Source organism: Yersinia aldovae 670-83, from assembly GCF_000834395.1.
GTDB classification, from domain to species: domain Bacteria; phylum Pseudomonadota; class Gammaproteobacteria; order Enterobacterales; family Enterobacteriaceae; genus Yersinia; species Yersinia aldovae.
Genome location: NZ_CP009781.1, coordinates 3892605 through 3907019 on the forward strand (window position 1 = coordinate 3892605; position 14415 = coordinate 3907019).

A 14415-nucleotide genomic window follows, 5' to 3' on the forward strand; every position below is an offset into this window, starting at 1 on the left:
ATAAATGACAAATTAGTCGGTGACTGGTTTGAGTCGCATTTATGCCTGCCCGCAGGGTGAGCCTCATTAAGGTTCATTAATTCCGATGAGCTGACGCCAGTCAGTGATTTGGTGGAATGAGCGCCGCTGCGACGTTCAAAAACAACAGGTTTTAAGCGGCTCCTGAGATTCAGGGGCCGTTTGTCTTCTAAAAACTGCGCTGTTGAAGGTTTGCTACAGCGCTGTAATGATTTGAAAATTAAGTAATGAGGCTTCAACAATGATACCTGTCATCGCGCTGGTCGGGCGCCCGAATGTGGGGAAATCCACTTTATTTAACCGTTTAACGCATACCCGAGATGCGTTAGTTGCGGACTTTCCCGGGCTAACGCGTGACCGTAAATATGGTCGTGCCGAGGTCGAGGGTCATGAGTTTATTGTTATCGATACCGGAGGTATTGATGGCACAGAAGATGGCGTAGAAACCAAAATGGCGGGTCAATCGTTATTGGCGATTGAAGAGGCTGATATCGTGTTGTTTATGGTGGATGCCCGTGCCGGATTAATGCCTGCGGATCAGGGTATTGCCCAGCATTTGCGTAGCCGCGAGAAGGCCACTTTTCTGGTCGCCAACAAAACCGATGGTATTGATCCAGATACTGCAACCGCCGATTTCTATTCATTAGGTTTGGGTGACGTCCACGCCATCGCCGCTTCTCATGGCCGTGGCGTGACTCAGTTGATCGAAGATGTCATGGCACCGTATATGGATGCCGAAGAGCCTGAAGTTGAGTTGACAGAAGAAGAAGCTAATGCGGCTTACTGGGCGGAGCAGGAAGCAGACAGCGACGAAATTCCAGAAGAAGATGACTTTGACCCACGGACTTTACCAATCAAACTGGCGATTGTTGGGCGTCCTAACGTAGGTAAGTCCACACTAACAAACCGTATCCTGGGTGAGGATCGGGTTGTGGTGTATGACATGCCGGGTACCACCCGTGACAGTATTTATATCCCGATGACCCGCGATGAACGCGAATACATCCTGATTGATACTGCCGGGGTGCGTAAACGTGGCAAAATCACTGAAACGGTTGAGAAATTCTCTGTTATCAAAACATTGCAGGCGATTGAAGATTCCAACGTCGTGCTGCTGGTTATTGATGCCCGTGATGGTATTTCGGATCAAGATTTATCACTATTAGGCTTTATTCTTAATAGTGGGCGCTCACTTGTTATTGCTGTCAACAAGTGGGATGGCATGACAGAGGAGGCCCGTGCGCAGGTTAAAGATATGCTGGACCTGCGTCTTGGCTTTGTTGATTTTGCCCGTATCCACTTCATTTCAGCCTTGCATGGCAGCGGTGTCGGTAACCTGTTTGAATCCATTCAGGAAGCTTATGATTGCTCCACCAAACGAGTGGGCACCTCGATGCTGACTCGTATTATGCAAATGGCGGAAGAAGATCATCAGCCTCCTTTAGTACGTGGCCGTCGTGTGAAGCTGAAATATGCTCATGCCGGTGGTTATAACCCACCAATTGTTGTTATCCACGGTAATCAGGTGACTGATTTATCCGATTCGTATAAACGTTATCTGATGAATTATTTCCGTCGTTCACTGAAGGTAATGGGTACACCTATTCGCATTCAGTTTAAAGAGGGCGAGAACCCGTTTGCGGGTAAGCGTAATCCTTTAACGCCGAACCAGATGCGTAAACGTAAACGGTTGATGTCGCACCTGAAAAAAGGTAAGTAATAGCAGCAGAGCGCGGGCATCCCGCGCTTTTTTCATTTCTAGCGCATGACGTTAGGGATTTGCGCTACGGAGCCAATTGCCAAAAGCAGAAGGAGTTGACGGTCAGCCATGTCTTGGGAAACCTGGAATTTCGCATTTAGTGTCACGGTGCCTAATTTGTTGATGATGTTGCTCGGCGTATTATTGCGTCGTTTTGGCTTGATGGATGACCGTTTCTGCGATGGTGCCACCCGTCTGGTTTTCAACCTGGCACTCCCTTGTTTGCTATTTTTCAGTGTTGCCACCAACCATGTTAGCCTGCTGGATAACCTGCCGCTGGCTATCTATGGTGCTGTTGGCACGTTGCTGACATTCCTCTTGCTTGAGATTGCTGCCAAGTGGTTGGTAAAAGACCCGAAAGAGCGCGGTGTATTCGTGCAGGGCGGTTTTAGAGCCAATACTGCTATCATGGGGCTGGCATTTGCCATGACCGCATACGGTGCCGAAGGGGTGGCTCTCGGCTCGATGTATCTGACGGTCACGGTGATTTTATTTAATATGCTGTCAGTTATCACCTTGACCCGCAGCTTACACGCAGGGCTGGGGGGCAAAATAAGCAAGTTGGCATTGCTGCGTAGCATTGTGACCAACCCGTTGATTATCGGGTTACTGTGCGGCTTATTTTATGCACAGATAGCATTACCGCTCCCAGCGGTCATCGTGCATACTGGCAGCTATATTTCCGCATTGGCATTGCCGCTGGCGCTGTTGTGTACTGGTGCCAGCCTTGACTGGCACGCGATGTTCCGATCTTCCAATGTGGCGGCGTTATCTTCGGCAGCAAAATTATTCGTAGTACCAATATTGATGACCGCAGGAGGCGTGTTGATGGGCTTTCGTGGCGCAACATTAGGAATTATATTTCTGTTTTCCGCCACACCAACGGCGGCAGGTAGTTATGTTATGACCAGAGCGATGGGCGGTAATGCGACATTGGCGGCCAATATCATTGCCATCACCACTGTGGGTTCATTTTTTACCACTGCGCTGGGAATATACGGGTTACGTTCGCTTGGGGTGATGTAGTTCTTTAAGGAGTGAGATATGGATGCATTATGCCCGGTTTGCCAAAAAGTGATGACAGAAGTAAGCGGTCACTTTCATTGCTCTGGCTGTCATGGCAACTATCTACCACAGGCGAACTGCCCTGATTGCGCCAGGCCGTTGCAGGTATTAAAGGCGTGCGGCGCAATTGATTATTTCTGCCAGAACGGCCACGGATTAATTTCGAAAAGCCGCGTTCGCTTCAGTTACCTGCCTACGGTTTGAGCCGTTGATCATAGTGCGGGCGGCATTACTGTTTTGCCGCTTTGCGTTGACGTGATTTTTTGGCCGCATTGATTTGTGTAATTTCACTTTCCACCCATCCGTCTTGCAATCTGGTGGTCAGTTTGTCACCTGTCTGCACTTGTTTGGTGGTTTTCAGCACCACTCCTGCTGGAGTCTGCGTAACACTATAGCCACGCGCCAGCGTTGCCAATGGGCTGACGGCTTCCAGTTGTGAACAGGCGATACCAAAGCGTTGGCGATAGCCATTAAGCTGGCGCTCGAAAGCTTGGCGCAAACGGTATTCCTGCTGCTGCACCTGTTGGCTATAACGGTGAATCTGCCCCTGCGGTTGTACTTGTGCAAGGCGCTGTTGGAGCCGCTCAGTGCGCCGGTTTAACTGGCGGATTTGGTTCTGCGCGCTGTCTTCCAGACGGCGCTGCAATTTCAGTAATAACGTCTGCTGACGTGCCAGCCGCAAATGCGGGTGTTGCTGCTGTAAACGGTGTTCCAGACGGGTGAACTGCTGGCTGCGTTGTGCCAGATAGTAATCCATCGCCATTTCCATCCGCTGCTGCTGCCCCTGAATTTGCCTGACCAATTCAATCTGATTGCGGCTGACTAACTCGGCGGCGGCAGAGGGGGTGGGAGCACGTAAATCGGCGACAAAATCGGCGATAGTGACATCGGTTTCATGGCCGACAGCACTGACAATGGGAATCCGGCTGTTAAAAATAGCGCGGGCAACCCGCTCGTCGTTAAAACTCCACAAATCTTCCAGTGAACCCCCGCCACGCCCGACTATCAAGACATCGCATTCAGCACGTTGGTTGGCCAATTGAATAGCTCGGATTATCTGCATCGGCGCATCAGCACCTTGCACCGCTGTTGGATAAATAATAACGGGAAGTGATGGATCGCGGCGCTGTAAAACCTGCAAAACATCATGCAGTGCCGCACCGCTGGCCGAAGTGATGACCCCAACTTGCCGGGCGGGGCTAGGTAGCAGTTGTTTATGGCGCTGATCAAACAGGCCCTCTGTTGCCAGTTGCTGCTTAAGTTGATCAAATTGCTGTTGTAGCAGTCCATCACCGGCAGGCTGCATACTTTCAGCAATTAGCTGATAATCACCGCGCGGTTCATACAAGGTTATCGATGCTCTGACCAATACTTGCTGGCCATTTTGCGGGCGGAATGTGGTGCGGCGATTGGTGTTGCGAAACATTGCACAACGCACCTGCGCTCGGTCATCTTTCAGGGTGAAATACCAGTGACCAGACGACGGCTGGGAGAAATTGGATATCTCGGCCGTGAGCCAAATCTGGCCCATTTCCATTTCCAGCAGTTGCCGCACCGTCTGATTCAGGCGGCTGACGGTAAATATTGTTGACGCGGAAGATTGTGACATGTGACCTGGATCAAATTTTAAAACAAGCACTTAATTGATCGATATTACCTGCCTCAAACCGGTTGGCAAGAAAAATTATGAGAAAGTACTGGAGGCAACCGATTACGCTCTGTAGAATGCCACGGCAATATTTTATCTTTTCACATTCACCTTGGTGAGATATTGCCCATGCTACGTATCAAGAAAGAAGCTCTAACATTTGACGACGTTCTTCTGGTTCCAGCCCACTCCACAGTTTTGCCTAATACGGCCGAACTGGGTACTCAATTGACTGCAACTATCCGCCTGAATATTCCTATGCTGTCCGCCGCTATGGATACCGTTACCGAAGCTCGTCTGGCCATCGCGCTGGCGCAAGAGGGCGGTTTGGGTTTCATCCATAAAAATATGTCCATTGAGCGTCAGGCTGAAGAAGTCAGCCGCGTGAAAAAACACGAAAGTGGCGTTGTGACCGAGCCGCAGACTGTGACACCGACTACCACCCTCCGTCAGGTTAAAGAACTGACCGTTCGTAACGGTTTCGCCGGTTATCCGGTCGTGACCGAAGATTACGAACTGGTTGGCATCATTACTGGTCGTGACGTTCGCTTTGTCACTGATTTGGACCAACCCGTGACTGCGGTGATGACACCGAAAGAGCGTTTGGTGACGGTCAAAGAAGGCGAAGCCCGCGAAGTTGTACTGCAAAAAATGCATGAAAAACGTGTCGAGAAAGTGCTGGTTGTTGATGATAGCTTCCATCTGCGCGGCATGATTACAGTAAAAGACTTCCAGAAAGCAGAGCGCAAGCCTAACGCCTGTAAAGACGAACATGGCCGTTTACGTGTTGGTGCTGCTGTGGGTGCCGGTGCGGGCAATGAAGAGCGTATCGATGCGCTGGTTGCCGCTGGCGTTGATGTTTTACTGATCGACTCCTCTCATGGTCACTCAGAAGGTGTGCTGCAACGTATTCGCGAAACCCGCAGCAAATATCCTGATCTACAAATCGTTGGCGGCAATGTCGCGACCGGTGCGGGTGCCAAAGCCTTAGCTGATGCTGGTGTGAGTGCGGTTAAAGTGGGTATCGGCCCAGGTTCAATCTGTACCACTCGTATTGTGACTGGCGTGGGTGTACCACAGATTACGGCGATCGCTGATGCGGTCGAAGCGCTGGAAGGCACCGGTATCCCGGTGATTGCCGATGGTGGTATTCGTTTCTCTGGTGATATCGCCAAAGCCATTGCGGCGGGCGCAAGCTGTGTGATGGTCGGTTCCATGCTGGCCGGTACTGAAGAGTCTCCGGGTGAAATCGAACTGTATCAAGGCCGCTCTTTCAAATCTTATCGTGGAATGGGGTCACTGGGCGCGATGTCCAAAGGTTCTTCAGACCGCTACTTCCAGACCGATAATGCTGCCGATAAACTGGTACCGGAAGGTATTGAAGGGCGCGTGGCATATAAAGGCTTGTTGAAAGAGATTGTGCATCAGCAAATGGGTGGCTTGCGTTCATGCATGGGGCTAACCGGTTGCGGCACCATCAATGAATTGCGCACTAAAGCTGAGTTTGTTCGGATTAGTGGTGCTGGCATTCAAGAAAGCCATGTTCATGATGTTACCATCACCAAAGAATCACCAAACTACCGCATGGGCTAATTCCAGGGGCTTAATCCGGCGAATTTGACCATCGTCCGCTGCTCGCATTGCTCATTGACTTGGTGTCAACTGCGCATGCTGTGCTGCGGGCGTTAGCCAACTTCTTGGTTCCGCCGACTGGAATGATCTATGAATAATAATGGTAACTCTCTAATTTTATTAATTATCTGTGGAATTTGCCGCACATGACAAAAAATATCCATAAACATCGCATTCTTATCCTTGATTTCGGCTCGCAATACACCCAATTAGTGGCACGCCGTGTCCGTGAAATTGGTGTCTATTGTGAACTGTGGGCATGGGACGTGACCGAAGCCCAGATTCGTGAGTTTAATCCAAGCGGTATCATCCTCTCCGGCAGCCCTGAAAGTACCACTGAACATGGTAGCCCTCGTGCACCGGACTATGTGTTTACGGCGGGCGTTCCTGTATTCGGCATATGTTATGGTATGCAGACTATGGCGATACAACTGGGCGGAAAAGTTGAAGGTTCAAATCAGCGTGAGTTTGGTTATGCGCAGGTTGAAATAAAAACTGACTGCGCGCTTATCCGTGATATCAAAGACGCTATTAATCCAGCCGGTGAAGCCATGTTGGATGTGTGGATGAGCCACGGTGATAAAGTCACGGCGATCCCATCTGATTTTGCGACTATAGCCAGTACTGATACTTGCCCGTTTGCTATTATGGCTAACGAAGATAAGCATTTTTATGGGGTGCAGTTCCACCCTGAAGTGACGCACACCAAGCAAGGCCAACGTCTGCTTGAGCGCTTTGTTCTGGATATCTGTGGCTGCGACGCACTGTGGACCCCGGCCACCATTATTGAAGATGCTATCGTACGTTTGCGTGAGCAAATTGGTGAAGACCATGTGATTCTTGGTTTGTCCGGTGGTGTTGATTCATCCGTCACCGCAATGTTGTTGCATCGTGCTATTGGCAAACGCCTGACGTGTGTGTTTGTGGATAATGGTTTGCTGCGTCTGAACGAAGCGGATCAAGTGTTGGAAATGTTCGGCGATAAATTTGGCCTGAACATTGTCCATGTTGCAGCAGAGGATCGCTTCCTCTCAGCACTGGCGGGTGTTGATGAACCCGAAGCGAAACGTAAAATTATTGGTCGCGTGTTTGTTGAGCTGTTTGATGAAGAAGCTTGCAAGCAAGATCTGGTGAAATGGTTGGCACAAGGCACCATCTACCCTGACGTGATTGAATCAGCCGCTTCTGCTACCGGTAAAGCCCATGTGATTAAATCTCACCACAATGTGGGCGGCTTGCCGAAAGAGATGAAACTGGGGCTGGTAGAGCCGCTGAAAGAGCTGTTCAAAGACGAAGTACGTAAAATTGGCCTGGAATTAGGGCTGCCGTACGACATGCTATATCGCCACCCATTCCCAGGCCCCGGCTTAGGGGTTCGTGTTCTCGGTGAAGTGAAGAAAGAGTATTGCGATTTGCTGCGCCGCGCTGATGCCATTTTTATTGAAGAGCTGCATAAAGCTGATCTGTACAATAAAGTGAGTCAGGCCTTTACTGTATTCTTGCCAGTTCGTTCCGTCGGCGTGATGGGCGATGGTCGTAAATATGACTGGGTTGTCTCTTTGCGTGCGGTTGAAACCATTGATTTCATGACAGCACATTGGGCACATTTGCCATATGACTTCCTGGGCCGCGTTTCGAACCGTATCATTAATGAAGTAAATGGTATCTCACGCGTCGTTTACGATATCAGTGGTAAACCACCGGCAACCATTGAGTGGGAATAGTTATTATCTTAAGTAGTTAGTAAGATATTATTCCTGATAGATATAAGCCTCCGTTCATTTCCGGAGGCTTTTTTGTATGTTTAGTGTAATTAAAGTTATTGTTCTATTTTATATTTATTTGTAACTTAAAAATAAATACTCTTCCATGTGAATACACTTTTAAATGGTTTTTCCTTGTGTGAATATAAATAACCACTTTTTCTTGGTTGTTTATATTTAAATAGGTGAAATATGGATGCTAATCATAATATTTTAATTGTAGTTTGTGTTTTTATTTTCACGTCGCCATCTATAGTGGCAAGTTTACCTACTGAAGATAATGTTTGTTTTTATTCTAATGATAATTATACAGAGAAAGGAGACGGTAAGAAATTTTGCGTACCTTATTATACTGAAGATGAGTGGTTATTCAGTCAGTGGAATAATAACATTGCATCAATTAAAATCCCTTCTAATTTCCGGGTTGATGTTTTTAGTGATTATTCATTTTCTGGGAACTCTGCTTCGCTTTATAGTGATGCAAATTCTCATGTTTTAGCTAATTATGGATTGATGGGAGATATAAGCTCTTACCGAGTATTGCCAAAAAACCTATATCCGAGTAATAAAAGAATCGCCTTCAATTTTAATTCGACAATCTTCTCTGAAAATTACTTTAGCTATAATTATTATGCTAACAGTGGTAACAGTATATTTTTGGTAAAACAGAGCCAACCTATTGGTGTTGATGGTGAAAGTTCATACATTTTTTACAGCTACGCAGGGCAGATAATGACGGCCTTTTTCGGGCTGGGTTTTGAACGTAATCTATATTGTCTTATGCCCACACAGCGGCGAAGCGGCAATTTAAATGCTAACGTGGCGTTTACCTATTGTGATTTCAATAATTCAGGTCAAACCTGGTTTCTGGATACTGTAGACGGAAAAACAGTATTAATTAATAATGGAACGGGTACTGCGCTATCGTTAGATCAAGCGGGTTTCTATGTGAGTTTACATGTTAGCCCCGTTAATGGCTTGCCAGGTAGAATACATCAGCATGATCAGCAACCTGTATCAGTTAATGAAAATACAATTTGGTTTGATAGCTCTGTGGTTAAGTTGTGGAATGAACATGCGGTTAGACCATTTCTTCAATATAAAGAAACGTTAGAATCAATTAATGGTAATGATCAGCGTGATGTGATTGCTCATCATTTGTATGAACTTGATGATGCTTATATTTATTTGGGTGCTCAAAAGAATGGCAGGCATGTTTATTATAATGCCGAGACTAAGTCCTTGATGGCTTATAATAAACTAAGTGATGGTAAGGCATTAATTGAATCATCATGTCTCTCTTTATTGAATGACGGTTCTGATAAACCTTCACCCATCAGTTTCACCTATCATCGTAGTAACTACAGTGATGACAGTCTTGAATATCGTTGTGATAATGGTGTTGCATATAATATGTACACGAAACGATGGTATTTTATGCCCGACTGGGAATATCATTATCTGGTTAATGGGCATGAAAATAAAATATTGCATTTTTATGTCAATGACAAAGCTCCCTCTAATAATTTTCGTGGCGTGTTGACGGGGCCAGAACTCGGTGAATATATTGGCCAAGGGGTGAACTTCCAGGAAAGAACGCCACATGATGCGGTATTTATCAGTAGTTTGGCATTGGGGTACTTATTGGATGCTGAAAAGGAAGTTTGCAAATTAAGCGGAGTTATTGATGATAAAGGTGCGTATTCTGGGGTACTGGGTACAACCTGGTCATCAACCGATAATACGGTGTGGAAGGTCAACCTTAGCCGTTACTATATCCCTTGGTTATTGTCAAAAATTGGCCACAAGTTACATTCCAGCGAGTGGACAGAGGAATTAAATGCTTTTCTGCAAAAAATCGAAGCATTGGAAACCTTTTTTGAACAACATAAGGACCAGCCCGCCGATAATGAAAAACTGCAACAAACCAAAGCGTTGTTAGCCGAATTTTTGCAGAATTATAAGTCAATCACATATGAACAGGTTTGGCATCAGGCAGCATATGTCCTTAACCGGATAGACGTCGTTCTCGAGCAAGATGAAGACTTAGAGTGAGCCGTGATGGTTACAAAATGTGACTCAGCTCACATTCTGCTTTACCCCTACAGTCAGGGATGTATAATCTTGACGAATCTTTACATCTAAACTAAATGTTTAACATATCGGCCTCAATAATTTACATCGCCATAAGGCGGGAAATCCATTCATCATTAGTCAAGATTGCCACTACTGTCGCATAAGTCGCTTGGTAGTTTAGCCCGTAGTCACCCGCATCTGTTGAAAACATGCCTCTGGCGTGCTGATTAGTGCAATGGATGAATACTGCGAGCGTGCTGTTTTGTGGAGAAAAAATATGTCGGTAAACCTCCCTCCGATACCTCAGGTACGCGGTATTTCACGTCGTCGCCTGCTAGGGTATGTCGGTGTCGGGCTGGTCAGCAGCCTAATGAGCCCACTCTCTCTCGATGTTTTTGCAGCATCAAGCCAAAACTCATCGCAGAATCTGGAAAGATTTATGTTGGTATCCCGTGCCTTGACCGGTAAACGCCAGCTCAATGGCCATATTGGTCAACGTATCTATCAGGTTTTAATCGGTAAGATTGGCGGTTTCGATCAGAAACTGGCCTCACTCCAGCCCTTGCCAGCAGGGGAACCCCATCAATGGCCGCTACTCCAGCAGCAGATCGCCCGGCAAATTTTACAAGGTTGGTATATCGGTGTAATCGGTGAAGGAACTGATGCTGCGGTTATCAGTTACGAAAATGCGCTGATGTTTGATGCGGTATCCGATGTATTGGTTATTCGCTCTTATTGCCCGAATAAGCCTGGATACTGGGCTGTAAAGCCTGACGTCGCCTTATAAATCTGGAGAGTACTTACATGGCTGACACATTAACAGCAGACATTATTATCATTGGTTCCGGTGTTGCAGGTGGTTTGGTGGCACATCAATTGGCAATGGCGGGTAAATCAGTACTGGTTTTAGAGGCGGGGCCGCGTCTCTCTCGCTGGGAAATTGTGGAAAACTTCCGTAACCAGTCAGATAAATCAGACAATATGGCACCGTACCCCTCCACACCCTATGCACCGCATCCGGAATCTAACCCTAATAATAACTATCTGATTCAAAAGGGTGAACATCCCTACGATGTGCAATATATCCGGGCAGTGGGCGGTACAACATGGCACTGGGCGGCATCGGCCTGGCGTTTTCTGCCTAACGATTTCAAACTAAAAACCGTGTATGGCGTTGGGCGAGACTGGCCGATTGAGTATGCGGCGTTAGAAAAGTGGTATTTACGTGCAGAGCAGGAGTTAGGTGTTTGGGGGCCGAGTGATGAAGACTTGGGTTCGCCGCGCAGTGCGCCTTATCCGATGGCACCGTTGCCGCTATCGTGGAACGAACAGCGCATTAAAACCGTACTGAACAGCAACAGTTTTAACGGCAGCCGTTTTAATGTGGTGACAGAGCCGGTTGCACGTAATAGCCGCCCTTATGATGGTCGCCCAACTTGCTGTGGCAACAATAACTGTATGCCTATTTGCCCCATTGGTGCCATGTACAACGGTATTACCCATGTGGAGAAAGCCGAGCTTGCAGGTGCTGTTATCCGCCCGCAAGCGGTGGTTTATCAACTGGAGGTTAACGACCAGCAGCAGATTACCGCTGCGTTGTTTAAAGACGCGCAAGGTAATGAGCATCGGGCCGAAGGTAAGTTCTTTGTGTTGGCCGCGAATGGCATTGAAATTCCGAAACTGATGCTAATGTCTACCAGCGGTAAAAACCCGTTAGGGGTGGGTAATAGCTCAGATATGGTCGGGCGAAATCTGATGGATCATCCGGGCACCGGAGTGACCTTTATGGCAAACGAACCGCTGTGGCCGGGGCGTGGCCCGCAGGAAATGACCTCAATGGTAGGGTTCCGTGATGGGGCATTCCGTGCCGAATATGCGGCGAAAAAGATTCATCTGTCGAATTTGTCACGTACTGACCAGATGGCAATTGAATTACTCAAGCAGGGGGATTTACAACTGGGGCCACAGCTTGAGGCGAAAATTCGTGATCGGGCTGCGCGGTTTGTGCAGTTTGACAGTTTCCACGAAATCTTACCTCATGTGGAAAATCGCATTATTCCCAGTGCGACCGAAAAAGATGCCATCGGTATCCCAAAACCTGAGTTTTATTATGCGATGGATGATTACGTGCGTAAAAGTGCAGTACACACCCAGCAGGTCTACGCTGAGGCGGCAAGGCTGATGGGCGGTACTGAAGTGCAATTCCACAATAATTTCGCCAATAATAACCATATTACCGGCACCACAATCATGGGCGATGACCCGAAAGATTCTGTCGTGGACAGTGATTGCCGCACGCATGATCATAAAAATTTGTTTATCGCCAGCAGCAGCGTGATGCCGACTGTCGGTTCGGTCAACTGCACCTTGACCATTGCCGCACTTTCTCTGCGGATTGCAGAAACCTTAAAGGCTGAGGTGTGATATGAAAAAGAACAACCTGGGCCGAACCGTAAAACAACTAGTAATTGCATTGGGATGGGTGGCGGCCAGTGGCTATGCCAACGCGGATGATAACCTGATTGCGCGGGGTGAGTACCTGACTAAAGCCGCCGATTGTGTGGCGTGTCATACCACCAAAGAGGGTAAACCGTTTGCCGGTGGATTGGCATTCAAAACCCCGATGGGCACCTTATATTCGCCCAACATCACACCAGATAAAGAAACCGGGATTGGCAGTTGGAGTGATGAGGCGTTTTTACGTGCGCTGCACGAAGGGAAAGGTAAGAACGGTGAAAACCTCTATCCTGCATTCCCTTATACCTCTTATACCTTGCTGACAGACAATGATGTCAAAGCGATTAAAGCTTATCTGTTCAGTTTGCCAGCGGTGCATCAGCCAAATCGTGAAAATGACATGCCGTTCCCTTTCAACCAGCGCTGGGGGCTGTGGTTCTGGAATTTGGTGAACTTTGAGGGTGAGCGCTTCCAGCCGGATAAGAGTAAAGATACCCAATGGAATCAGGGGGCTTACTTTGTTGAGGCGCTGGGGCACTGCGGTGAATGCCACACTCCGCGTAATATTACGATGGGGATGAAAGACAGTAAGGCCTATGGTGGTACTGAAATTGATGGCTGGACAGCATTTAATATTACCGCAGACCCCCATGCTGGAATTGGCAGTTGGAGTCAGCAGCAGATTGTACAGTACCTGCGCACGGGGCATGTTGACGGTAAAGCACAAGCTGCCGGGCCGATGGCGGAAGTGATTGAAAATAGCACTCGCCATTTGACTGATAGCGATCTCAATGCGATGGCGGTGTATCTGCGCACATTGAAACCGTTGAATCTGGATGATGAAACCAAGAGCCGTTCCGATTGGGGCCAATCCGCTACCAGCGTGGATACCTTGCGTGGTATGCCATTCAACGCGGATAACAGCACCGCTGGGGCGCGTTTATATCTGGGGAACTGTGCTAGTTGCCACAGCTTTACCGGTGATGGTGTGAAAGATGGTTATTATCCGTCGCTGATGAAAAACTCAGTGGTGGGGGCTTCTACACCGAATAATCTGATCAATGTGATTCTGCATGGTGTCTCACGTAAGACCAACGACGGCGAGGTCTTTATGCCCGGTTTTGCCGAAACGTTAACCGATGAGCAAATCGTTAGCCTGAGCAATTATCTGCTGCAACAGTTCGGGCAACCGACACTGAATGTAAAAGTAGATGATGTGAAAGCATTACGTGGGGAATGATAGCTAAGCCGAAGGGAGCTGCGGCTCCTTTCGGCTTATTTAACTTTTTCATTATGCCAATGCATTAATATATAGTCACCGTCATTGCTGGTTCCCGTTGCAATCGCCACCCAACCCTGTTTTTGATAAAACCCCAACGCCCGCTGATTTTTTTCCAGGCATTTTAACGCGCCGTGGCTGGTAAACAGGGTTTGTGCTGCCCGTAATAATGCCTTACCCGTGCCATGATGCTGTGCTGTGGGTTCAACAAACAGGTTATGTAAGAAACTCTCCGCCATAAAAATAGAGGCAAAGCCCAAGTGCTGGTCGCCATCAATGGCCACCAGAATGCTTTCCCCCAGCGTGACGCGATCAAAGTCTTCCAACCGAAAATGTTCTCCAGCCAGCCAATTAAACGCTGCTCGACGTGAAGCCAGGTACAAGGTGCGTAGATACGGGCGGTCACTTTCCTGATACTGACGAATCTCGATACTCATCCCTCGGCTATGCCCTCAATGTGCTGTATATCTTCCCGGTTGATCATAGGCTCGACCAATACATCATTGATCTTCTACCACCAGCCCATGATAATAACAGTTCTGACTCGGGGTGCCTGTCGCAAATTGTGATATGGCTGAGATATTACCCGTATGACCTGATCTGGATTATGCCAGCGTAGGGAAGTCTCGGTGCCGCCGGTACCGCCTTCTTGACCGCCGGTTAGGAGGAATATGTACGTTCAACCTACCGTTTTTTCTTCAGTGCTCTTTGCTGACCC

General features: G+C 47.9%; 11 protein-coding genes and 1 riboswitch. Of the genes, 9 read left to right on the forward strand and 2 right to left on the reverse strand.

What is annotated here, in order from left to right; genetic code table 11:
* Positions 1–259 precede the first annotated feature (259 nt).
* The 3 genes from der to AT01_RS17495 all read left to right on the forward strand — a co-directional run bounded on the left by der (position 260) and on the right by AT01_RS17495 (position 3046).
* Positions 260–1738 (forward strand): ribosome biogenesis GTPase Der, encoded by a 1479-nt coding sequence (gene der / locus AT01_RS17485; protein ID WP_042548053.1) that lies wholly within the window; start codon positions 260–262, stop codon positions 1736–1738.
* Between the two features lie 108 nt (positions 1739–1846).
* Positions 1847–2803: an AEC family transporter gene (locus tag AT01_RS17490; RefSeq protein WP_042548054.1), complete on the forward strand. Its 957-nt coding sequence runs from the start codon at positions 1847–1849 to the stop codon at positions 2801–2803.
* 18 nt (positions 2804–2821) lie between these two features.
* Positions 2822–3046, forward strand: coding sequence for a zinc ribbon domain-containing protein (locus AT01_RS17495; protein WP_004702474.1), 225 nt, complete (start codon positions 2822–2824; stop codon positions 3044–3046).
* Between the two features lie 25 nt (positions 3047–3071).
* Here the strand turns inward: AT01_RS17495 and xseA are convergent, their stop codons facing one another.
* Positions 3072–4451 (reverse strand): exodeoxyribonuclease VII large subunit, encoded by a 1380-nt coding sequence (gene xseA / locus AT01_RS17500; protein WP_042548055.1) that lies wholly within the window; start codon positions 4449–4451, stop codon positions 3072–3074.
* 168 nt (positions 4452–4619) lie between these two features.
* Here xseA and guaB point away from each other — a divergent pair, with 168 nt between their 5' ends.
* From guaB to AT01_RS17530, 6 genes are all read left to right on the forward strand, one after another.
* Positions 4620–6083 (forward strand): IMP dehydrogenase, encoded by a 1464-nt coding sequence (guaB, locus tag AT01_RS17505; protein ID WP_042548056.1) that lies wholly within the window; start codon positions 4620–4622, stop codon positions 6081–6083.
* Positions 6084–6268: 185 nt separating this feature from the next.
* Entirely contained in the window at positions 6269–7846 is a 1578-nt protein-coding gene (gene guaA / locus AT01_RS17510; protein WP_004702478.1) for a glutamine-hydrolyzing GMP synthase, read from the forward strand.
* A 231-nt stretch (positions 7847–8077) separates the two neighbouring features.
* The gene (locus AT01_RS17515) at positions 8078–9940 is read left to right on the forward strand and encodes a hypothetical protein (RefSeq protein WP_042548057.1); all 1863 of its coding nucleotides are present in this window, start codon (positions 8078–8080) and stop codon (positions 9938–9940) included.
* Between the two features lie 298 nt (positions 9941–10238).
* A complete protein-coding gene (locus AT01_RS17520) occupies positions 10239–10748 on the forward strand; it encodes a sugar dehydrogenase complex small subunit (protein ID WP_042548058.1) in 510 nt (169 codons plus the stop codon).
* Between the two features lie 17 nt (positions 10749–10765).
* Positions 10766–12385: a GMC family oxidoreductase gene (locus AT01_RS17525; protein ID WP_042548059.1), complete on the forward strand. Its 1620-nt coding sequence runs from the start codon at positions 10766–10768 to the stop codon at positions 12383–12385.
* Between the two features lies 1 nt (position 12386).
* Positions 12387–13658: a cytochrome c gene (locus tag AT01_RS17530; RefSeq protein WP_042548060.1), complete on the forward strand. Its 1272-nt coding sequence runs from the start codon at positions 12387–12389 to the stop codon at positions 13656–13658.
* A 35-nt stretch (positions 13659–13693) separates the two neighbouring features.
* On the opposite strand, the gene AT01_RS17535 is transcribed toward AT01_RS17530, so the two are convergent.
* Positions 13694–14134, reverse strand: coding sequence for a GNAT family N-acetyltransferase (locus AT01_RS17535; protein ID WP_004702486.1), 441 nt, complete (start codon positions 14132–14134; stop codon positions 13694–13696).
* Between the two features lie 98 nt (positions 14135–14232).
* Positions 14233–14336: riboswitch (TPP riboswitch) on the forward strand.
* Positions 14337–14415 lie beyond the last annotated feature (79 nt).